Below are 19802 nucleotides of genomic sequence, written 5' to 3'. Positions count from 1 at the left end.
CCATATGAGTCAGGCGCACCCTGCCAAATCAAATCGGGTTTGTCATCCCTTTTTGAGACTTCAAATCAGTCGGCCAGCAATTCTTCGCGGCTAAGCGCGAAATCCGACGCGATCCAACGCGCCTCAAGCTCGGCCAGTTTTGCGCCCAGCGCGGGGCCCGAGAAGGCGGGGATCAAATCCGCCGCCTTGATCGGGAAACTGGCCGCGGACCCTTTTTGCAAAGCTCGGTTCAGGTCTTCGGACCAAGGCTGTTCAAGAAATGCATGACGCAAAAGTGTCTCGTGCAATCCGCCTTCCGACCCATAGCGATAACCCAATTCTGCGACACTGGTCGTCGCCATCGCTTCGTCGCGCATCCGAGCCAGACGCTGCAGTTGCGCGCGGCTGAGACGCAGGGTTTTGGCCACTTCGGGCGACGCAATCGCTGCCAAACGACGAATCGCTTCGGGCGCTGCATGGGCGTCTTGTTCCAGCTGAATCAGGATCGGCAGTGCCCGGTCATCAGCCCCGGGTAAGAGCTGCGCCAAAACGCCAGTGACGCGCATGGCGGCAACCGACGGCGCGGGGTCAGGCGCAGCGAGCAGTTTAAGCATCTCTGCCCCGACCCGTTCGCGCGAAAGTGTCTCTAACCCGTCCAAATTTGCAGCTATTGCATCCAGTGCAGCGGGGTCAAAGCCACCATCCACATCCCCGTACCAAGCATGAAACCTGAAATATCTGAGCGACCTTAGGTAGTCTTCTTGGATGCGATCACTGGCCTCCCCGATGAACCGTACGCGACGCGCCTGTAGATCCGGCAAACCGTTCAGCGGATCAAGGATTGTGCCGTCAGGTTTGGCATAAAGCGCGTTCATGGTGAAATCACGACGCGCGGCGTCTTCTTCGACCTTGTCGGAAAAGGCGACGACAGCACGCCGACCATCCGTTTCGACGTCACGGCGAAACGTCGTGACCTCGTGCGGGATACCTTTGCTGACAATCGTCACGGTGCCATGGTCTATCCCTGTTGGTATCGGCTTCAGCCCAGCTTTCTGCGCCAGTTCCACGACGTGTTCCGGCTCAGCGTCTGTGGCGATATCAATGTCAGAAACCGGCGCCTGCAGCAGAGCATTGCGCACACAACCGCCAACGAATAGCGCCTGCGCCCCGCCGTTGGTCAGGGCGGTGCATACATCCTGCGTGGCTTGGTCGGTTAACCAATCTTCTGTGATCCGCTTCATTCACTCATCCGCGCTGCCAATCCCCGCAGCATCCGTGCCGTCGCACCCCAGATATAATAGGGGCCATAGGGCACAGCATAGTAATACCGTCTTTGGCCACGCCAACGGCGCGACTCGACGACATAATTCTCTGGGTTCAGGACATGCGCAAGCGGAACGAAGAAGATCTCATCCACCTCGCCCGGTTCGGCGACTGGTTCAAAACTGGCTTCAAGGATCGCAACAACCGGCGTGACCGAAAAGGATGTCACGGTTTCATGAGTCGGCAGATGACCCAGAATACTGGGTAGTTCTGGCGGGAGACCAATTTCTTCCTGTGCTTCGCGCAAAGCTGTCGCAGTAACGTCGATGTCGCCCTCATCCTGTTTTCCACCCGGAAAGGCGATCTGGCCCGGATGGTGTTTCAACGCCGAAGAGCGTTTGGTCAGAATCAATCGCGGTGCGTCTCCGGTCACAGAAACAGGCACTAACACGCCCGCAGGGCGCAGTTTGCGCCCCGCCGGCAGCACCGTTTCCGGGTTCAGATCAAAGTCACTGGACCCGGACCCATCACGGCTCAGCGCCTCGGTCAGGTCTGTGATCAGATCACGCGCCATCCGGGCCTTCGGCCTCGAACCCGACGGTCGCAGGGTCCAGCACATAGTGCGCACCGCAGAATTGGCAGTCTGCTGTGACGGTGCCTTCGTCCGTGGTCATTGTCGCAATATCCTGCGCCGAATAGATCGACAGGCTTTGGCGCACGCGATCTTCGGAACAAGTGCAACCGAATTTTACCTGCTGTGCATCATAGACGCGAGGCTGTTCCTCGTGAAACAGACGCACCAGAAGGTCGGTTGGCGCAACGGATGGCCCGATCATCTCCAGATCATCCACGGTATCGAGCAGGATGTTGACGCGATCCCAGTTCTCGCCCTCTTCACCATCCACCAGATCCGAGGCAGACAGGATCTCTCCGCTGCCCTCCCCGGAAGCGGCAAAGGGCGAGGCTTTGGGCATGTGCTGCAGCATGATCCCGCCAGCGCGCCAGTGTTCACCGACACCGGGTTCGGTCGATTTGCCGAAGCTCAACGAAAACCGGGTCGGCAGCTGTTCGGACTGCGCGAAATAGGCATCAGCACACGCGCTCAGTGATCCCCCAGCCAGTGGGGTGATGCCCTGATAAGGCTGTGTACCTTCACCTTGGTCGATCATGATGGCGAAGTACCCGTCACCCACCTGATCGAAAGGGGCTGCATCGGTCAGCCGGTCGCGGTCAAAGCTCGCATAGGCGCGGATCTGCGCGGGTTCGCCCTCGACCTGTGGCGCATAATAATCGGTTGCGATCATCCGCACCGCGCCCTTGGATTGCACCTGCAGAGACAGCTTCCAGCGCAGCGATACCGTTTGCCCTATCAATGCAGTCAGCAGGGCCATCTCGGCCACCAGCGCCTCGACCACCTCGGGGTAGTCGTGCTGTTTCAAGATGCCGCCCAACACGCCGTCCAGCCGGGCCACGCGGCCTCGCATGTCGGGTATATCGAGTTGAAAGGGCAGGACGGTATCGTCCCACGCGATTTTGGTTCCAATAGACATGGGGTTTCCTTAAGCGCCACAGGTTGGCATACCGCCACCATATAGGTTGAACAGTTTGGGTTGAAAGGGGCCTTACATGATCAGACGGTTCGGTGAAAGCCCCGAGGCAGAGCGAAAATACACCCGGCGGGCCGGCGTTTATGCCCTATTGCCACAAGGCAACCGATTGCTGCTGACCTGTCAGCTGGAACCCGGACCCGATCTGCAGCTGCCGGGCGGCGGCATCGATCCGGGGGAATCACCCATTACAGCGCTTCACCGTGAGGTTTACGAAGAAACCGGCTGGCTGATCGCCGCGCCCCGGAGAGTGGGTGCGTTTCGTCGATATACCTACATGCCGGAATACGACCTGTGGGCCGAGAAGGTCTGCCTGATTTACCGCGCCCACCCGGTCAGACGCCTAGGCCCTCCGACCGAAGACCTACACGAGGCCATTTGGATGGAGACCGCAGATGCCGTTCATCTGTTGGGCAATGAGGGCGACGCCCATTTCGCCCAGCGCCACCTGCATGGGCTTTAAGGTCCGTTATATTCAAAAAACACTGCAGAGACATCATCCGCAATTCCGCTGTCCGGTGACATCACCTGTGTAAGACGCCAGAACATGTCATCCAGGAATTCCGGTCCACCGTGATCGGCGGCGCATTCAACAGCCATCGCCTTTAACCCGTCATCATCCAGCAAACTGCCGTCGGCGAGCTGGCATTCGGTGAACCCGTCCGAATGCAAGAGCAGCTTGTCGCCCGGTTGCATATAGGTTTCCGTCTGCTGAAACTGCGCCTCAGGCAGCAGGCCAATGGGCAACCCGCCTTCGCCCAGAAACTCGGTTTTACCATCACGGCGCAACAACAGCGGATGCGGGTGTCCGGCCTGCACCATTTTCAGATGTCCGTTGCGCAGATCGATGATGGCATAGACCATGGTGAAATACTCTTCGATCCCGGCATCGGCGATCAGACGCGAGTTGAGCAGCGAAGCGACCTCTTCGGGTGGCAGAAGGGCGTAGAATTTATTGAAACGACGCTCCATCGCAATGTTCTGATCGAAATGCGTGCTGGACAGATACCCGCCCAGCCGTGCCGTCATCATCGCAGAGGTGATCCCGTGGCCGGAGACATCGATGCTGTAAAACCCCAGCCGATTGACACCGGGCGAGAACATCCCCACCAGATCACCGCCGATATGACCGCAAGGTTTCAGAAGCAGGCTGACCTGTGAGTTGCCAAAGGTTCCCTTCAATTCGGGCACCAGCGAGTCCTGAATCTTTCGGGCCTGCATCAGATCTTTATCGATCGCATCATGGGCAAGCTTCAGTTCGTTCAGCGCTGTTTCGATCAACTGGTTTTTTCGGGACAATTCGCGTTGCATGTCAAGAATACGCGCCCCGGCCGATATGCGCGCACGCAGCTCATCAGCCTCAAGCGGCTTGATCAGAAAATCGTCTGCCCCAGCATCCAGACCGCGCGCGACCTCCTGCTTTTCGCTTTTTGAGGTCAGAAGAATGAAATAGCTATATTGCTCACTGTCCAGCTCTCGGAAGGCGCGACAGAACTCAAGCCCGCCCATACCTGGCATGACCCAGTCGCTTAGAACAAGATCAGGCGGGTCCGAGGTGCAAAGCTCTATCGCGGCTTCACCACTGTCGGCTTCAAGAACCTCGAATCCCCACTTTTTTAGCGAGGCCACCAGAATGCGCCGCTGCAGACGGCTGTCGTCCACAACAAGAACCTTGCGGATCGCGCCAAAATCCAGCTCGACCCGGGCCTCTACTTGACTGGCATCCGGCACCATGAAGTCCCTGTACTTGCTCAACTCTCCAGTTGTCGCAACGCTATGCCTCTCAGCTTAACATCCTATGAAAAACCAAATGGCCGCGATTTAACCCCATCTTTACCCGTGACGGTCTAACAATATGCAACCGCAAGAGGATGGCATGATTCAGTGGTCCAGAGTCAGACAATTACGTGATGAAGTCGGCGCAGACGAGTTCACCGAGGTTGTCGAAATCTTTTTGGACGAGGTTCAGGAAGTTATCACTAAGCTACGCGATGACACTACCCGCTCCGAGATCGAACAGAACCTTCATTTCCTGAAGGGCAGCGCGCTGAGTCTTGGCTTTGATAGTTTCTCGAAACTGTGCCAGGACGGTGAGCGACGCGCAGCCGCAGGTGAAAGCGCCGCCGTTGATTTGCTGGCGATTATCGCGGCCTACGACGAGTCGAAAAAACTGTTTCAGGCCGGTCTGGCCGAAAACCTGCGCTAGATCACAAACTGTGCCAGCGTCTCGTCTTCGGTGATATCCGTATAAGTAAACCCGGCTTCATCCAGATGCGCAAACAGGCGCATGAAATTCTCGGGCTTGCGGGTTTCGATCCCGATTAGCACCGAACCAAAATTGCGCGCCGATTTCTTCATGTATTCGAACCGTGCGATATCGTCTTCGGGCCCCAGAATACCCAGAAATTCTTTCAAAGCGCCAGGACGCTGCGGCAGGCGTAAGATGAAGTATTTCTTGACCCCGGAATAACGCTGCGCGCGCTCTTTGACCTCAGGCAAGCGTTCGAAATCGAAGTTGCCACCCGATGTCACACAGACCACCGTCTTGCCACGCACAAAGCTTTGCACGTCACCCACGGCCTCAACCGCCAATGCACCGGCAGGTTCCAGAACGATGCCCTCGACATTCAGCATTTCGATCATGGTGGTGCAGATGCGGTCTTCGGACAAAGTCAGCACGTCCGACAGATGCCGCGATTTCAGCAATTCAAACGGTTTCTCACCAATCCGGCCTACTGCTGCGCCATCGACAAAGGTATCCACATGATCCAGAGCCACCGGGTGCCCCGCTGCAAGCGCCGCGCGCAAACACGCCCCGCCGGCCGGTTCCACGAACAGGCAATGCGCCCGGTCCCCGAACCAGGTCGCCACCCCCGAAGACATACCGCCGCCGCCAACCGGCAGAATTACATGATCAGGCACTCGGCCCAATTGCTCTTCGATCTCAACCGCCAATGAGGCCTGCCCCTCGATCACATCCGCATCATCGAACGGAGACAGGAAATATCCGCCCTGTTCTGCGCACCAGCTTTGCGCCGCAGCCAGCGTGTCATCGAAATAGTCACCGATCAGGTGAACCTCGATATTGTCGCCGCCGAAAATGCGCGTCTTCTGGATCTTCTGCTGCGGCGTGGTCACCGGCATGAAGATCACACCCCGCACACCCAGATGCTTACACATATAGGCCACGCCCTGCGCATGGTTGCCAGCGCTGGCGCAAACGAAAAGGCCCTGCCCCTGCTGCTTGCGCATCGCATTGAACGCACCACGGATTTTATACGACCGCACCGGGCTGAGGTCTTCGCGCTTGAGCCAGATATCCGCGCCGTAACGGTCGGACAGATGGGCGTTCCGCTGAAACGGAGTTGCCGGAAACACTGAGCGCATTGCCTTTTCGGCAGCGCGGGCGCGGGTCGTGAAATCAGTCATGTTGGATTCCCTGCCCCATCATCGTCGAAAGGGCAAGGAATACATATGTGTACGGGCTTAGGCCAGCTCGCGTTTTTCGATGAACACACCATAGATCGTCGTCAAGATACTGACATTGATCAATGGGACGATCAGCATGCTCGCAAACAAGACAATCAAGACACCGATGATCGGGACGAAAAGCAGCAAAGACGCCAGTAGCTGAAGCAATATTTGGAAGAGGATGGATAAGACGACCAGAAGTGCGATGGCTCCGCTTGCGCCCGAGGTTGCTTGCCACGCTTCAGACAGCTTTATTGGTTTTCCGATCGCTGCGCCGGGTAAAATCGGGGAGGCCCGATAGAATCCGATCGTGAGAATGATGATCAAACCCAGCCAAACCAGAATTCCCAGCGCCACAGAGGATTGCGCCATCATGCCCATGATCAGCGCTCCCGGTATCATGATGATAAGAGCGATTAGGCCGAGCATCAGAAGGCGTCCGAAATAGGCGAGCACACGGTCGAACCTGAAAGGCGGAACCAAACCGCTTGGATATTCCTCAAGTAGAACAAAACGGTGCCACGACACGACAATCCACAGCATGACCCCAAAGACAACGGCCATAAGGCAGAGCAGAAATCCGGTGAAGGACGCGGCCGTTACGCCTTCAGGGAAGCCATTGGTTTCACTGTTGAATTCTTCGAAAGGGATGCCAAACAGGAAGAACAGGCCGATGGCTAAAAAGCCGCCAATGAGCGCCGGTACGACTGAAATCTGTAGCGCCTGCTTCAGGTTCCTAAGAACCATCCTCACCGAATGCACGAAAATCTCTAATCCCAGCATAAATACCGCCCTCTCAACCAATCCTTGTTCTCTATCCGCCCGTTTCACCCCAATTCCCGGGCTGCGTCAATCCACACAGCTTGCCCCCACGCCCAAAACCCGTTAGGGGCCAGTCGTTCTACGCATAAAGGGAAGTCAGATGTCCGCGCCCAAGAAAGTTGTTCTGGCCTATTCCGGTGGCCTTGATACCTCGATCATTCTGAAATGGCTGCAGACCGAGTATGGTTGTGAGGTCGTGACCTTCACCGCCGATCTGGGTCAGGGCGAGGAGCTGGAGCCCGCCCGCAAAAAAGCCGAGCTGCTGGGGATCAAGCCCGAGAACATCTATATCGAAGATATTCGCGAGGAATTCGTTCGCGACTTTGTCTTCCCGATGTTCCGCGCCAATGCACAGTACGAAGGGCTGTATCTGCTGGGCACCTCGATCGCACGGCCTCTGATCTCGAAACGTCTGGTCGAGATCGCCGAAGCGACCGGTGCTGACGCTGTGGCCCACGGCGCGACTGGCAAGGGCAACGATCAGGTTCGTTTTGAACTGGCTGCTTACGCACTGAATCCCGAAATCAAGGTGATCGCGCCGTGGCGTGAGTGGGACCTGACCAGCCGTACCAAGCTGTTGGAATTTGCCGAGGCGAACCAGATCCCGATCGCCAAGGACAAGCGTGGTGAGGCCCCGTTCTCGGTCGATGCCAACCTGCTGCACACCTCGTCCGAGGGCAAAGTTCTGGAAGACCCCGCCGATATGGCACCCGACTATGTCTATCAGCGCACCGTCCACCCCGAGGATGCGCCGAACGAGCCGGAGTTTATCGAGATCGGTTTTGAAAAAGGCGACGCGGTCAGCATCAATGGCGAGGCGATGAGCCCCGCGACCATCCTAACCAAGCTGAACGAATTTGGCGGCAAGCACGGCATCGGTCGTTTGGACCTGGTTGAAGGCCGGTTCGTGGGCATGAAATCGCGCGGTATTTACGAAACCCCCGGCGGCACCATCCTGCTGGAAGCGCATCGTGGGATCGAGTCCATCACCATGGACCGGGGCGCGATGCACCTGAAAGACCAATTGATGCCGCAATATGCCGAGCTGATCTATAACGGCTTCTGGTACTCGCCCGAGCGGGAGATGCTGCAGGCAGCCATCGACAAGTCGCAAGAGCATGTCACCGGCACCGTTCGCGTGAAACTGTACAAAGGTCTTGCCTCAACCGTGGGCCGCTGGTCGGATCATTCGCTGTACTCCGAGGCGCACGTGACCTTTGAGGAAGACGCTGGTGCATATGACCAGAAAGATGCGGCAGGCTTCATCCAGTTGAACGCACTGCGCCTGAAGCTTCTGGCCGCGCGTGACAAACGGCTGAGCAAGTAAGCGTTTAGAATTTTAGATCTGGCCCCGGTGTCTGATCAGGCACCGGGGTTTTTCTTTGCCGGGTTTCCGTCGGGTCGGGCTTGCCCGGATCAGGCGATTGTCTTTACGCATACGTCAATCAGGGAAGGACGAATAATGCTGCAAGACATCGCCGACGGAATTCAAAAGGGTTTGAACGGCAAAAACTTTGACGGATCGCTTAAGTTCGATTGTGGCGACGAGGGCGTGATCGTTCTGGCGGAGAATACTGCCTCAACCCAGGATCGGGACACAGACTGCACTATCCGCATCTCGCGCGAGAACCTCTCTAAGTTGCTGACCGGTAAGCTGAACCCAATGACCGGGGTTGCGCTGGGCAAGCTAAAAATCTCGGGCAACATGGGTGTTGCGATGAAGCTGGGGCAACTGCTGGGCTGATAAACTCGTCTCACCAGCGCGTGACAAATCATGTCAGCGCATTGCAAGCGCAAAAATCTGCGGGCAGCTTGGTTTCGGAAGGAGACCTGCCATGACCCGGATCACTTACCTTGATTGCCTGAAACCTTCACTTCTGTTTGTGCTGATCTTGTTGGCAGCAATGCTGCGCGCCTTACCTGCTCCGGCCGCTGGCACTGAGACGCTAACAGTCGCCGGTGGCTGTTTCTGGTGTGTGGAATCCGATTTCGAGTCCGTGCCCGGCGTGATCGGCGCGGTCTCGGGCTATACCGGCGGCAAGACGGATAGTCCCACCTATGATCAGGTCTCGAAAGGCGGAACAGGGCATTACGAGGCGGTCCAGATCACCTTCGATCCCGCCCGCGTTTCCCGTGCAACCTTGCTGAACATGTTCTTCCGCTCAGTCGATCCCACGGATGCGGGCGGCCAGTTCTGCGATCGCGGCGACAGCTATCGCACAGCAATTTTCGTCTCTAACAAAGGGGAAAAGGCGCAGGCTCAGCAAGCCAAGACCAGCGCACAAAACGCGCTGGGGCAGACTGTGGTCACGCCGATTCTGCAAGCCGGAACGTTTTATCCAGCCGAGGCGTATCACCAGGATTATTACAAGGGTAGCAAGCTGGTACTGACCCGCTTTGGCCCCAAGCGCCAAAAGAACGCCTATAAGGCCTACCGCGAAGCCTGCGGTCGCGATGCGCGGGTCAAACAATTGTGGGGCAACGAAGCGCCCTTTGCAGGGTCCTAGTCAAACAGCGCTTCGCGCACCTCTTTCAGATCAGGAATGACATCTGCAGTGCCGTGCCGCGTGACCATCAGGGCCGCGGCACGGTTTGCTTGGGCAATCGCCTGCGCCATCGGCATACCCCGGTCCATTCCAGCCAACACATAGCCGGTGAATGTGTCACCTGCCCCGGTGGTATCCACAGCGTTGACCTTATGGGCCTGAAACGCTTGGGGTTGATGATCTTGCTGATAGTAGCGCGCACCTTTTGAGCCAAAGGTGACGATCACATGTTCGACCGGCAGGTCTGAAGGGGTGAGACCCGTTGCATCCTGCAATTGCTCGGCCTCGACTTCGTTGAGGATCAGAAAATCCAAATACGGTAGAACCGCTTGAACTGCGTCTGCCTGAAATGGGGCGGCGGCGTAGCAGACAGTCAGCCCCATTTCGCAACCTAGTTTAGCGGCCTCAATCTGCGCATTGGTTTCGTTCTGCATCACCAGAAGATCACCTGATACCGCCGAGGACAACGCCTGCCCAAGTTGGTCGTTCGAGATGGCATGGTTGGCGCCTTGATACAGAACGATCAGGTTTTCACCCTGCGCGTCCACCGCGATGATCGCGTGACCCGTTGGCACATCCACCTCGGCAATATGCCGCGTGTCCACGCCATATTCGGTCAGCCTGTCCCGCGCCCAAAGACCATCTGAACCCACAGCACCGATATGCGATACCCGGGAACCTGCCCGGGCTGCCGCCACCGACATATTGGCGCCTTTGCCGCCCAGAAACCTCTGCAACCCGCTGGCCGCAAGGGTTTCACCCGCTTCAGGCAAATGCGGCAGGGCATAAACCATATCCGCGTTGATAGAGCCGAGGTTCCAGATCGTCATGATTTACCCGATATCGCAAGAGGCTAGGATGGCCATGTTCAGAATGTCATTCGCGGTTGAGACCGTCGAACAGATCTGGATCTGCTTATCGATCCCAGACAGGATCGGTCCGATTACGGTAGCTCCGCCCATCTCCTGCATCAGCTTAGTCGAGATCGATGCCGAGTGCCGTGCTGGAACAATCAGGATATTGGCCGGACCTGTCAGGCGTTGGAATGGATAGGCCTCTTGCTGGTCCACGTTCAGGGCCACATCAACCGTCATCTCGCCTTCGTATTCGAAATCGACGCCGCGCTCGTCCAGCACTGCCGGAGCACGGTGCATTTTTTCCGCGCGCTCGGAGACCGGATAACCAAAGGTCGAGAAACTCACAAACGCCGCCCGAGGCTCCAGCCCCATATGGCGTGCCACGGCAGCGGCACGTTCTGCGATGTTGGCCAGATCATTCTCGTCCGGCCATTCATGCACCAGCGTGTCGCCAATCAGAACGATCCGTCCTTTGTGCAGCAATGCGGTAACCCCCGCCGCACCATGGGCGGCATCCGCATCGAACACATGGTTGATGCGGTCCAGCACATGCGCCGACTTACGAGTGGCCCCTGTCACCAGACCATCCGCATGACCATGCGCCAGCATTAAAGACGAAAACACATGCCGATCCCGTGCAGCGAGGCGGTGAATGTCTTTGTGATCGAAGCCCTTCCGTTGCAGGCGCTGATACAGAAAATTCTTGTAGGTCTCCAGATGCGAGGTATTGGCGGCGTTCACCACTTCGATCTCACGCACCGCGTCCCCAAGGCCTGCGGATTCGAGCTTTTCCTTTACGTCGTCTGGCCGGCCCACAACCAGAGCCTTACCAAAGCCCGAGCGTTGATACATAACGGCCGCGCGCAATACGCGCGGATCGTCACCCTCGGCAAAGATCATCCGGCTTTGCGCCTGACGCGCCCGCGCGTTCAAGCCGCGCAGGATGCTGGCCGTCGGGTCCATGCGGGATTTCAGGCTCAGCTCATAAGCGTCCATATCGATGATCGGACGTCGCGCCGCGCCGGTATCCATACCAGCCTTGGCAACCGCAGGCGGGATACGGTGGATCAGGCGCGGATCAAAAGGCGTTGGAATGATGTAGTCGCGCCCAAAAGTCAGCGACTTGCCATAGGCCATGGCAACCTCATCCGGAACATCTTCACGTGCCAATCGCGCCAGAGCATGGGCGCAGGCGATTTTCATCTCGTCATTGATCGCACGGGCATGAATATCCAGCGCACCGCGGAACAGGTAAGGAAAACCCAGAACGTTATTCACCTGATTCGGATAATCGCTACGGCCCGTCGCGACGATCGCATCAACGCGCACCTCGTGCGCCTCTTCCGGGGTGATTTCCGGGTCAGGGTTCGCCATGGCGAAAATCACCGGATTGTCAGCCATGCTGGCGACCATGTCTTGTGTCACCGCCCCTTTGACCGAAACGCCCAGAAATACATCCGCATCCTTCATGGCCTCTTCCAAAGTGCGAAGATCAGTCGTGATGGCATGGGCCGACTTCCACTGGTTCATGCCCTCGGTCCGGCCCTGATAAATCACGCCTTTGGTGTCGCAGACGATGCAATTCTCGTGCCGTGCACCCATGGCCTTGAGCAGTTCGATACAGGCAATTCCTGCAGCGCCTGCCCCGTTCAGGACGATTTTTACATCTTCGATCTTTTTGCCCGAGATATGCAACGCGTTAAGCAGGCCCGCCGCACAAATCACTGCCGTGCCATGCTGGTCATCGTGGAAGACCGGGATATCCATCTCTTCCTTCAGGCGTTGTTCGATGATGAAACATTCAGGTGCTTTGATATCTTCCAGATTGATACCGCCAAAGGTCGGACCCATCAGGCGCACAGCGCGACAGAACTCGTCCGGGTCTTCGGTATCCAGCTCGATATCGATCGAGTTCACATCAGCGAACCGCTTGAACAGGACCGATTTGCCTTCCATCACCGGTTTTGAGCCCAGCGCACCCAGATTTCCAAGGCCTAGAACGGCGGTACCGTTCGAGATCACGGCAACCAGATTGCCTTTGTTTGTATAGTCATACGCCGTCTCTGGTGCTTCAGCGATGGCTTCACAGGGAACCGCAACGCCAGGGCTATAGGCCAGCGAAAGATCACGCTGCGTGGTCATGGGTACGGTGGCCTGCACCTCCCACTTGCCGGGGGTCGGGTCTAGGTGAAAGGCCAGCGCCTCTTCTTTGGTGATCTTCGCTTTGGGCATCTTACAGGTCGTTTCCATGACTTTGGGGCTTTTGCCTCATAACGCAGGCGGGGCCGCGCCTCAACGAGAATGAGTTTTCACCTTTTACTGAAGATGCGGGATTTGTAAGGTCGCGCCCGGAACACGCCAGAAGGGGGCCGAATTTGTCCACAGTCACGCCGATGATGGCGCAGTACCTTGAGATCAAAGAGGCTCATGCAGATGCCCTGCTGTTTTATCGCATGGGTGACTTCTACGAGATGTTCTTCGAGGATGCGGTGAACGCGGCTGAGGCGTTGGATATCGCGCTGACCAAGCGCGGCAAACACAATGGCGACGATATCCCGATGTGCGGCGTGCCGGTGCATTCTGCCGAGGGCTACTTGCTGACCTTGATCCGCAAAGGATTCCGCGTCGCGGTCTGCGAGCAGATGGAAAGCCCGGCGGAAGCCAAGAAAAGAGGCTCTAAATCGGTGGTAAAGCGCGGTGTTGTGCGTCTGGTGACGCCCGGCACACTGACCGAAGATGCCCTGCTAGAGGCGCGGCGGCACAACTTTCTGGCCGCCTATGCCGAGGTTCGGGACGAAGCTGCGCTGGCCTGGGCCGATATCTCAACCGGTGCGTTTCACGTGATGCCGCTGACGTCAATCCGGTTGAGCCCTGAACTCGCTCGGCTGGCCCCATCTGAGCTGATCGTAGCCGATGGGTCCGAGGAAAAGCTGCATGAAACCGTCATGGACCTTGGCATATCGCTTACGCCTGTCGGACGCGCCAGTTTTGACAGCGCTGCAGCCGAGAAACGCATCTGCGGGTTGTTTCACGTGGGCGCTCTGGATGCATTTGGGAACTTCGGGCGCGCCGAGGTTTCGGCCATGGGCGCGCTGATCGATTATCTGGAGATCACGCAAAAGGGCAAACTGCCCCTGCTGCAAACGCCCTTAAAGGAATCCGAGGATCGCGTGGTTCAGATCGACGCCGCAACGCGACGCAATCTGGAACTGACCCGGTCGCTGTCTGGTGGGCGCGCCGGGTCGCTGCTGTCCGTGGTCGACCGAACAGTAACGCCAGGTGGCGCAAGACTTCTGGAACAGCGACTGTCCAGCCCCTCGCGTAATCTGGATGTGATCCACGCCCGACTGGACGCAGTATCTTTAGCGGTCGAAGATAACCTGATCGCCTCAGATCTGCGCGAAGCTTTACGCAAAACACCCGATCTGGATCGCGCTCTGTCTCGTCTTTCGCTGGATCGAGGCGGCCCGCGTGATCTGGCCGCTATCCGCAATGGATTGGAACAAGCCGCAACAATCGCCGAAACCTGTGCCTCACAGGATCTGCCTGTTCTGCTGGCCACTGCCGTCCAGAACCTTGTCGGATTTGACGATCTGTTGGCTTTGCTGGACGAAGCATTGGTTGCCGATCCACCCTTGCTGGCCCGCGATGGCGGCTTTATCGCCCCCGGGTTTGATACCGAATTGGACGAAGCGCGCACCTTGCGTGACGAAGGCCGTTCGGTCATCGCAGGTTTCCAACAGAAATACGCCGAGCATACCAGCATCACGTCACTGAAGATCAAACACAACAATGTGCTTGGCTACTTCATCGAGACCACGGCAACCCATGCCGAGAAAATGTTGAACCCGCCATTTAGCGAGACTTATATCCACCGCCAAACCACCGCCAATCAGGTGCGCTTCACCACGGTGGAGCTGTCCGAGATCGAAACAAGGATTCTGAATGCCGGAAATCTTGCGTTAGAGATCGAAAAACGGCTCTATCAAAGGCTTTCTGGGGCTATTCTGGATATTGCCGCACGGCTAAATCAGGCTGCGCGCGGACTGGCTGAGCTGGATTTAACCACTGCACTCGCCGATCTGGCTCGCGGCGAAAGCTGGTGCTGTCCAAAGGTCGACGGGTCACGCGCATTCGACATCAAAGGAGGCCGTCACCCGGTGGTCGAGCATGCCCTGAGGCAGCAAAGCGGCGATGCTTTCATCGCCAACGACTGCGATCTGAGCGCCGATGCAGGCGCTGCAATTTGGTTGCTCACCGGTCCCAACATGGCCGGTAAATCAACCTTCCTGCGTCAGAATGCGCTGATCGCCCTACTGGCGCAGATGGGCAGCTATGTTCCGGCGGAACAGGCGCAAATCGGATTAGTCAGTCAATTGTTCAGCCGCGTCGGAGCGTCAGACGATCTGGCGCGCGGCCGCTCGACCTTTATGGTCGAAATGGTCGAAACCGCAGCTATTCTGAATCAGGCCGACGACCGCGCGCTCGTAATCCTTGATGAGATCGGCCGAGGCACCGCGACCTACGACGGCCTTTCCATTGCCTGGGCCACACTGGAACACCTACACGCGGCAAACCAATGCCGCGCATTGCTCGCCACCCACTACCACGAATTAACTGCACTCGCTGGAAGTCTGAACGGAGTAGAAAACGCGACCGTTGCAGTCAAAGAATGGGAGGGTGAAGTCATCTTTCTGCATGAAGTACATAAAGGCGCTGCCGATCGGTCTTACGGCGTCCAGGTTGCACAATTGGCTGGCTTGCCCGCCTCGGTCGTGGACCGCGCCCGTATCGTGTTGGATCAATTAGAAAAAACCGAACGTGAAGGCGGTAAGCAGAAAGCACTGATCGACGATCTGCCCCTGTTTTCAGCCGCGCCGCCGCCTCCCCCTGCGCCAAAAACCTCGCCCGTTGCTGATATGCTGGAAACCATCCTTCCAGATGAACTCAGCCCCCGCGAAGCCTTGGACTTGATCTACAAACTGAAAGAGGCGGCCAGATCCTGACCGCCTCGAACCCGGTTGACCCAGGAACTGTTCAGCTTGCGGGCGTTGACGACACCCCAACCTGCGCCGGTCGCAACAACCTGTCGTGCAGCATGAAGCCTTCTGCCGACACCTGAATGATGTCGCCGGCCTTGGTTCCGGGCACCGGGGCCTCGAACATCGCCTCATGCACATTCGGGTCGAACCTGTCCCCGACCTGAGGCGTAATCACCTCAATCCCATGCTTCTGGAACACATCCTTCAGCGCGCGCATGGTCAACTCGACACCTTCCAGCAAACCGGCGGCAACCTCTTTCTGCTCATCCGTTGCGGCCTCAAGCGCGCGTTTCATATTGTCGTAAACCGGAAGCATGTCGCGGGCCAGTTTTGAACCGCCATACTGTTCCGCATCCCGACGCGCCTTGTCGCCACGCTTGCGCGCATTTTCGGCATCGGCCAGCGCACGCATGAACTTGTCTTTGTAATCATCGCGCTCAGCACGCAGTTGATCGACCTCAAGCGCCTCATCGCTGATCTCAGCAAAATCTTCGGCAAACTCTTCCGCCTCGGCGGACATGATGTCGTCCAGAAAATCTTCGTTCTTGGGCTCTGCCATCTCTTACCCTCTAGCTCCGGTCGGAAATCAGCTTGCCGACCAGTTGCGCCGTATAATCCACGATTGGTACGATTCGCCCGTAATTCAGACGTGTGGGTCCAATGACCCCAACCGCACCGATTATCTTACGATCAGCGTTCATATATGGAGACACCACCAAAGAGGAACCCGAAAGTGAGAAAAGTTTGTTCTCAGAGCCAATAAAAATGCGCACACCTTCGCCTTCTTCGGTCAATTCAAGGAATTCGGCGATATCGCGTTTGCGTTCAAGGTCGTCAAACAGGGTGCGGATTCGATCAAGTTCTTCTGCCTGACCCGGCTCATTTAACAGATTCGCCCGCCCGCGCACGATCAGCCGGGCCGAGTCGCCGCCGTCCCCGTCCCAAGCGGCAATGCCGCTCTCGACCATCTCACGCGCCAGAACATCGATTTCCTGTTTCCGCGCGTCGATCTGTGACAGCATCTGCCGCCGCACTTCGCCAAGCGTTCGACCTTCGATCAGTGCATTCAGAAAATTGGCTGCCTCGCGCATCGAACTGGGTGTTTGGCCAGGCGGAGGTGTAAACAGCCGGTTTTCCACCTGCCCGTCCGAAAACACCAAAACCACCAAGGCCCGGTCATGCCCAAGCGAGACGAACTCGATATGCTTGATCTCGGCCTCATGCTTTGGCGTCAGAACCAGCGAAGCCCCTTGTGTCACGTGTGATAGCGCCGCGCCGACGCGATCGAGCATACCACCCACATCGCCTGCGTTAGGGCCTAGTGTTTCGTCCAGCTTTTGCCGATCATCCGCACCCAGATCGCCCATTTCCAGCAATCCGTCCACGAACATGCGCAGCCCCTGCTGTGTTGGAATTCGACCAGCGCTGACATGCGGACTGTCGAGCAAACCCAGAAATTCAAGATCCTGCATCACATTGCGTACGGTCGCAGCACTGACTTTTTCGGACAATGTGCGCGTCAGAGTCCGGCTGCCCACGGGTTCACCGCTTTCCAGATAGCTTTCGACAATCAACCGGAACACCTCGCGCGACCGGTCATTCATCTCGTCCAGAATTTTGCTTGCTTCGCTCATCGGCGGCCCTCTGCTGGATCGTCATTAAATCGCAGGCAAATGAAAGGTCAATCGGGCTTGCATCGTAACGCCGCAGGACGGTATCCCCAACCCAGCAGATAAAGGATTTCTCATGCGACCCTCAGGACGTGATCTAAACGAAATGCGCGCCGTTTCAATTGAAACGGGGTTCACCAAACATGCCGAAGGCTCTTGCCTGATCAAGATGGGCGACACGCATGTGCTGTGCACCGCCACGATTGAGGATCGCGTGCCGCCTTTTATAAAGGGCTCGGGCCTGGGCTGGGTCACCGCTGAATATGGCATGCTGCCCCGCGCGACCAATACGCGGATGCGGCGCGAGGCTGCCAGCGGCAAGCAAGGCGGACGCACCGTGGAAATCCAGCGCCTTATCGGCCGCGCCTTGCGCGCCGGTGTAGACCGGGTTGCCTTGGGAGAACGGCAGATCACTATTGACTGCGATGTCATTCAAGCCGACGGCGGCACCCGCTGTGCCTCGATCACTGGCGGTTGGGTGGCGCTGCGTCTGGCTGTGAACAAGCTGATGAAAACAGGCGATGTGATCTCTGACCCTTTATTAGACCCTGTTGCCGCCGTTTCATGCGGAATTTATGCCGGTCAGCCCGTGCTAGATTTGGACTATCCCGAAGATAGCGAAGCTGGCGTTGACGGCAATTTCATCATGACCGGCTCGGGCAAGCTGATCGAGGTGCAGATGAGCGCCGAAGGATCAGTCTTTAGCCGTACACAGATGGATCAGCTGATGGACCTTGCCGAGAAAGGCGTGAGCGAACTTGCTGCTGCCCAGAAAGCTGCAACCGCATGACTCGCAGGTTCGAAGGTGATCGACTGCTGGTCGCCACCCACAACAAAGGCAAGCTCGAGGAGATGGCGCATCTGCTTGAGCCCTTTAGCGTAACGGTTGTCGGCGCGGGCGAAATGAACCTGCCCGAACCGAAAGAGACCGAGGACACTTTCGTCGGTAACGCCCGGATCAAAGCCCACGCAGCTGCAAAGGCGACCGGCCTACCTGCCTTGTCGGACGATTCCGGGATCACCATCGATGCATTGGATGGCGCACCTGGTGTTTACACCGCCGATTGGGCCGAAACCGGCAGTGGCCGCGATTTCCTGATGGCGATGACTCGCGCCCATAATGAGCTAGAGGCGAAAAACGCCCCCCACCCGCGTATGGCCCAGTTTCGCTGCACTCTGGTTCTGGCCTGGCCCGACGGGCATGACGAAGTGTTCGAGGGCGTCGTGCCCGGTCACCTGACTTGGCCGATCCGTGGCAAGGACGGGTTCGGCTATGACCCGATGTTTGTCCCTGAGGGGCACGACATTACCTTTGCCGAAATGGATCGCTGGGAAAAGAACAAGATCAGCCATCGCGGGCGCGCGGTGGAGATGTTCGTGAAAGGCTGCTTTGGCGGATGATTGGCGAAACGGGGGCTTTGGCCTTTATGTGCATTGGCCCTTTTGCGAGGCCAAGTGCCCCTATTGCGATTTCAACAGCCACGTTTCCAAGAATATTAATCAAAAACAATGGCTTGAGTGTTATCTTAGTGAACTGAGCCGCTTGGCCATCGAAACTCCTGACCGGGTTTTGAACACAATCTTCTTTGGCGGCGGAACTCCATCACTGATGGCCCCCGAGACCGTCGCCACCATCATCGACAAGACCCGCGCCCTTTGGCGATCGGCCAACGATATGGAAATCACGCTTGAGGCCAATCCAGGCTCGGTCGAGGCCGGGCGGTTCGCGGCCTATCATGATGCGGGCGTGAACCGCATCTCGATGGGTGTTCAGGCCTTGAACGACGATGACCTGCGTCGTCTGGGGCGCATTCACACGGTTGCCGAGGCTCGCGCTGCCTTCGATATCGCGCGCTCTTGCTTTGACCGTGTGAGCTTTGATCTGATCTATGCCCGCCAGCATCAAACTCTGGACGCCTGGCGTGCTGAGCTGACCGAAGCCCTATCGATGGCAGTTGATCACCTGTCGTTATACCAACTGACCATTGAGGAAGGCACAGCCTTTGGTGATCGCTATGCCCTGGGCAAGCTGCGCGGTCTGCCCGAGGATGACAACGCCGCGGATATGTATCTGGCGACGCAGGAAATCTGCGAAGCGCATGGGCTGCCTGCCTATGAGATTTCAAACCACGCCCGGCCCGGAGCGGAATCACGGCATAACCTCATCTATTGGCGCTATGGTGATTACATCGGTATTGGACCCGGCGCACATGGTCGGATCACCCTGGATCGCCGGAAATTCGCGACGGAAACTCATCTTTCACCAAACAAATGGCTGACGGCTGCCTCCAATGGGCACGGCGAAAGCAATCGGTTCGAGCTTAGCCAACGTGAACAAGCCTCAGAATACCTTATGATGTGTCTGCGTTTGGTCGAGGGCCTTAATATAGACAGATACACTCTGCTTGCAGGTGAAGAACTTTCGCATGACAAACTTGATTCGCTGATCGATCTGGGCATGCTAACCCTTGATCGCAATCAATTGCGCGCCACTTCAAACGGGCGCGCCGTGCTCAACGCGGTAATCCGAGAGCTGTTGGAGTAA

Annotated in this window: 19 protein-coding genes; 9 read left to right on the top strand and 10 right to left on the bottom strand. The window is 57.4% G+C overall.

Annotated features, from left to right (window positions below):
* Positions 1 to 65: 65 nt before the first annotated feature.
* Genes ACR0MP_RS19455 through hslO form a run of 3 tightly spaced genes read right to left on the bottom strand, consistent with a single transcriptional unit; the run spans position 66 to position 2792 of the window.
* Entirely contained in the window at positions 66 to 1220 is a 1155-nt protein-coding gene (locus tag ACR0MP_RS19455) for a CCA tRNA nucleotidyltransferase (RefSeq protein WP_170515472.1), read from the bottom strand.
* A complete protein-coding gene (locus ACR0MP_RS19450) occupies positions 1217 to 1816 on the bottom strand; it encodes a CoA pyrophosphatase (RefSeq protein ID WP_170399354.1) in 600 nt (199 codons plus the stop codon). Before ACR0MP_RS19450 ends, ACR0MP_RS19455 begins: the two co-directional genes overlap by 4 nt.
* Positions 1806 to 2792, bottom strand: coding sequence for an Hsp33 family molecular chaperone HslO (gene hslO, locus ACR0MP_RS19445; protein WP_480887627.1), 987 nt, complete (start codon positions 2790 to 2792; stop codon positions 1806 to 1808). The genes ACR0MP_RS19450 and hslO overlap by 11 nt, the downstream gene beginning before the upstream one ends.
* A gap of 76 nt (positions 2793 to 2868) precedes the next feature.
* On the opposite strand from hslO, the gene ACR0MP_RS19440 reads away from it, so the two are divergent.
* Entirely contained in the window at positions 2869 to 3312 is a 444-nt protein-coding gene (locus tag ACR0MP_RS19440; RefSeq protein ID WP_170734069.1) for an NUDIX hydrolase, read from the top strand.
* On the opposite strand, the gene ACR0MP_RS19435 is transcribed toward ACR0MP_RS19440, so the two are convergent.
* Entirely contained in the window at positions 3309 to 4583 is a 1275-nt protein-coding gene (locus ACR0MP_RS19435) for a SpoIIE family protein phosphatase (protein ID WP_170399510.1), read from the bottom strand. The two genes, ACR0MP_RS19440 and ACR0MP_RS19435, sit on opposite strands and share 4 nt — an antisense overlap.
* A 142-nt stretch (positions 4584 to 4725) precedes the next feature.
* On the opposite strand from ACR0MP_RS19435, the gene ACR0MP_RS19430 reads away from it, so the two are divergent.
* The gene (locus ACR0MP_RS19430; RefSeq protein ID WP_223118324.1) at positions 4726 to 5055 is read left to right on the top strand and encodes an Hpt domain-containing protein; all 330 of its coding nucleotides are present in this window, start codon (positions 4726 to 4728) and stop codon (positions 5053 to 5055) included.
* On the opposite strand, the gene ilvA is transcribed toward ACR0MP_RS19430, so the two are convergent.
* Together ilvA and ACR0MP_RS19420 are read right to left on the bottom strand one after the other, a co-directional pair.
* The gene (gene ilvA, locus ACR0MP_RS19425) at positions 5052 to 6278 is read right to left on the bottom strand and encodes a threonine ammonia-lyase IlvA (RefSeq protein ID WP_480887624.1); all 1227 of its coding nucleotides are present in this window, start codon (positions 6276 to 6278) and stop codon (positions 5052 to 5054) included. The genes ACR0MP_RS19430 and ilvA overlap by 4 nt on opposite strands.
* Before the next feature lie 57 nt (positions 6279 to 6335).
* The gene (locus ACR0MP_RS19420) at positions 6336 to 7103 is read right to left on the bottom strand and encodes a hypothetical protein (protein WP_480887622.1); all 768 of its coding nucleotides are present in this window, start codon (positions 7101 to 7103) and stop codon (positions 6336 to 6338) included.
* 139 nt (positions 7104 to 7242) lie between these two features.
* Between ACR0MP_RS19420 and ACR0MP_RS19415 the strand changes: the two genes are divergently transcribed.
* From ACR0MP_RS19415 to msrA, 3 genes are all read left to right on the top strand, one after another.
* Positions 7243 to 8469 (top strand): argininosuccinate synthase, encoded by a 1227-nt coding sequence (locus tag ACR0MP_RS19415; protein WP_170734068.1) that lies wholly within the window; start codon positions 7243 to 7245, stop codon positions 8467 to 8469.
* A gap of 135 nt (positions 8470 to 8604) precedes the next feature.
* A complete protein-coding gene (locus tag ACR0MP_RS19410; protein WP_170598637.1) occupies positions 8605 to 8886 on the top strand; it encodes an SCP2 sterol-binding domain-containing protein in 282 nt (93 codons plus the stop codon).
* 91 nt (positions 8887 to 8977) lie between these two features.
* Positions 8978 to 9649 carry a peptide-methionine (S)-S-oxide reductase MsrA gene (gene msrA / locus ACR0MP_RS19405; protein WP_170399396.1) on the top strand — a complete coding sequence of 224 codons (672 nt, stop codon included), beginning with the start codon at positions 8978 to 8980 and terminating at the stop codon, positions 9647 to 9649.
* Here the strand turns inward: msrA and ACR0MP_RS19400 are convergent.
* Both ACR0MP_RS19400 and ACR0MP_RS19395 read right to left on the bottom strand, forming a co-directional pair.
* On the bottom strand, positions 9646 to 10518 hold the full coding sequence (locus ACR0MP_RS19400; protein WP_480887620.1) for a ribokinase: 873 nt from the start codon (positions 10516 to 10518) through the stop codon (positions 9646 to 9648). The two genes, msrA and ACR0MP_RS19400, sit on opposite strands and share 4 nt — an antisense overlap.
* Positions 10519 to 10521: 3 nt before the next feature.
* Positions 10522 to 12777, bottom strand: a complete 2256-nt coding sequence (locus ACR0MP_RS19395; RefSeq protein ID WP_170408795.1) for an NADP-dependent malic enzyme — start codon at positions 12775 to 12777, stop codon at positions 10522 to 10524.
* Positions 12778 to 12938: 161 nt separating this feature from the next.
* Between ACR0MP_RS19395 and mutS the strand changes: the two genes are divergently transcribed.
* The gene (mutS, locus tag ACR0MP_RS19390; protein ID WP_480887669.1) at positions 12939 to 15551 is read left to right on the top strand and encodes a DNA mismatch repair protein MutS; all 2613 of its coding nucleotides are present in this window, start codon (positions 12939 to 12941) and stop codon (positions 15549 to 15551) included.
* Positions 15552 to 15582: 31 nt separating this feature from the next.
* On the opposite strand, the gene ACR0MP_RS19385 is transcribed toward mutS, so the two are convergent.
* Positions 15583 to 16146, bottom strand: coding sequence for a nucleotide exchange factor GrpE (locus ACR0MP_RS19385; protein ID WP_170399405.1), 564 nt, complete (start codon positions 16144 to 16146; stop codon positions 15583 to 15585).
* 10 nt (positions 16147 to 16156) lie between these two features.
* Positions 16157 to 17221 (bottom strand): heat-inducible transcriptional repressor HrcA, encoded by a 1065-nt coding sequence (gene hrcA, locus ACR0MP_RS19380; protein WP_480887618.1) that lies wholly within the window; start codon positions 17219 to 17221, stop codon positions 16157 to 16159.
* Positions 17222 to 17333: 112 nt separating this feature from the next.
* Here hrcA and rph point away from each other — a divergent pair, with 112 nt between their 5' ends.
* Genes rph through hemW form a run of 3 tightly spaced genes read left to right on the top strand, consistent with a single transcriptional unit; the run spans position 17334 to position 19802 of the window.
* A complete protein-coding gene (gene rph, locus ACR0MP_RS19375; protein ID WP_170408796.1) occupies positions 17334 to 18047 on the top strand; it encodes a ribonuclease PH in 714 nt (237 codons plus the stop codon).
* Entirely contained in the window at positions 18044 to 18658 is a 615-nt protein-coding gene (gene rdgB / locus ACR0MP_RS19370) for an RdgB/HAM1 family non-canonical purine NTP pyrophosphatase (RefSeq protein ID WP_170408797.1), read from the top strand. Before rph ends, rdgB begins: the two co-directional genes overlap by 4 nt.
* Positions 18648 to 19802 carry a radical SAM family heme chaperone HemW gene (gene hemW, locus ACR0MP_RS19365; RefSeq protein WP_480887616.1) on the top strand — a complete coding sequence of 385 codons (1155 nt, stop codon included), beginning with the start codon at positions 18648 to 18650 and terminating at the stop codon, positions 19800 to 19802. Before rdgB ends, hemW begins: the two co-directional genes overlap by 11 nt.

It is taken from the genome of Ruegeria sp. K3, assembly GCF_056531845.1.
This window is presented reverse-complemented; position numbering and strand designations above follow the sequence as displayed.

Bases quoted from the DNA above. Each gene is read 5' to 3' on its own strand.
- mutS (WP_480887669.1), top strand. From the start codon at position 12,939: ATGATGGCGCAGTACCTTGAGATCAAAGAGGCTCATGCAGATGCCCTG.
- ACR0MP_RS19430 (WP_223118324.1), top strand. From the start codon at position 4,726: ATGATTCAGTGGTCCAGAGTCAGACAATTACGTGATGAAGTCGGCGCA.
- rph (WP_170408796.1), top strand. From the start codon at position 17,334: ATGCGACCCTCAGGACGTGATCTAAACGAAATGCGCGCCGTTTCAATT.
- ACR0MP_RS19455 (WP_170515472.1), bottom strand. From the start codon at position 1,220: ATGAAGCGGATCACAGAAGATTGGTTAACCGACCAAGCCACGCAGGAT.
- msrA (WP_170399396.1), top strand. From the start codon at position 8,978: ATGACCCGGATCACTTACCTTGATTGCCTGAAACCTTCACTTCTGTTT.
- ACR0MP_RS19440 (WP_170734069.1), top strand. From the start codon at position 2,869: ATGATCAGACGGTTCGGTGAAAGCCCCGAGGCAGAGCGAAAATACACC.
- hrcA (WP_480887618.1), bottom strand. From the start codon at position 17,221: ATGAGCGAAGCAAGCAAAATTCTGGACGAGATGAATGACCGGTCGCGC.
- ACR0MP_RS19435 (WP_170399510.1), bottom strand. From the start codon at position 4,583: ATGGTGCCGGATGCCAGTCAAGTAGAGGCCCGGGTCGAGCTGGATTTT.
- ACR0MP_RS19395 (WP_170408795.1), bottom strand. From the start codon at position 12,777: ATGCCCAAAGCGAAGATCACCAAAGAAGAGGCGCTGGCCTTTCACCTA.
- ACR0MP_RS19420 (WP_480887622.1), bottom strand. From the start codon at position 7,103: ATGCTGGGATTAGAGATTTTCGTGCATTCGGTGAGGATGGTTCTTAGG.
- ACR0MP_RS19385 (WP_170399405.1), bottom strand. From the start codon at position 16,146: ATGGCAGAGCCCAAGAACGAAGATTTTCTGGACGACATCATGTCCGCC.
- ilvA (WP_480887624.1), bottom strand. From the start codon at position 6,278: ATGACTGATTTCACGACCCGCGCCCGCGCTGCCGAAAAGGCAATGCGC.
- ACR0MP_RS19415 (WP_170734068.1), top strand. From the start codon at position 7,243: ATGTCCGCGCCCAAGAAAGTTGTTCTGGCCTATTCCGGTGGCCTTGAT.
- ACR0MP_RS19410 (WP_170598637.1), top strand. From the start codon at position 8,605: ATGCTGCAAGACATCGCCGACGGAATTCAAAAGGGTTTGAACGGCAAA.
- rdgB (WP_170408797.1), top strand. From the start codon at position 18,044: ATGACTCGCAGGTTCGAAGGTGATCGACTGCTGGTCGCCACCCACAAC.
- ACR0MP_RS19450 (WP_170399354.1), bottom strand. From the start codon at position 1,816: ATGGCGCGTGATCTGATCACAGACCTGACCGAGGCGCTGAGCCGTGAT.
- ACR0MP_RS19400 (WP_480887620.1), bottom strand. From the start codon at position 10,518: ATGACGATCTGGAACCTCGGCTCTATCAACGCGGATATGGTTTATGCC.
- hslO (WP_480887627.1), bottom strand. From the start codon at position 2,792: ATGTCTATTGGAACCAAAATCGCGTGGGACGATACCGTCCTGCCCTTT.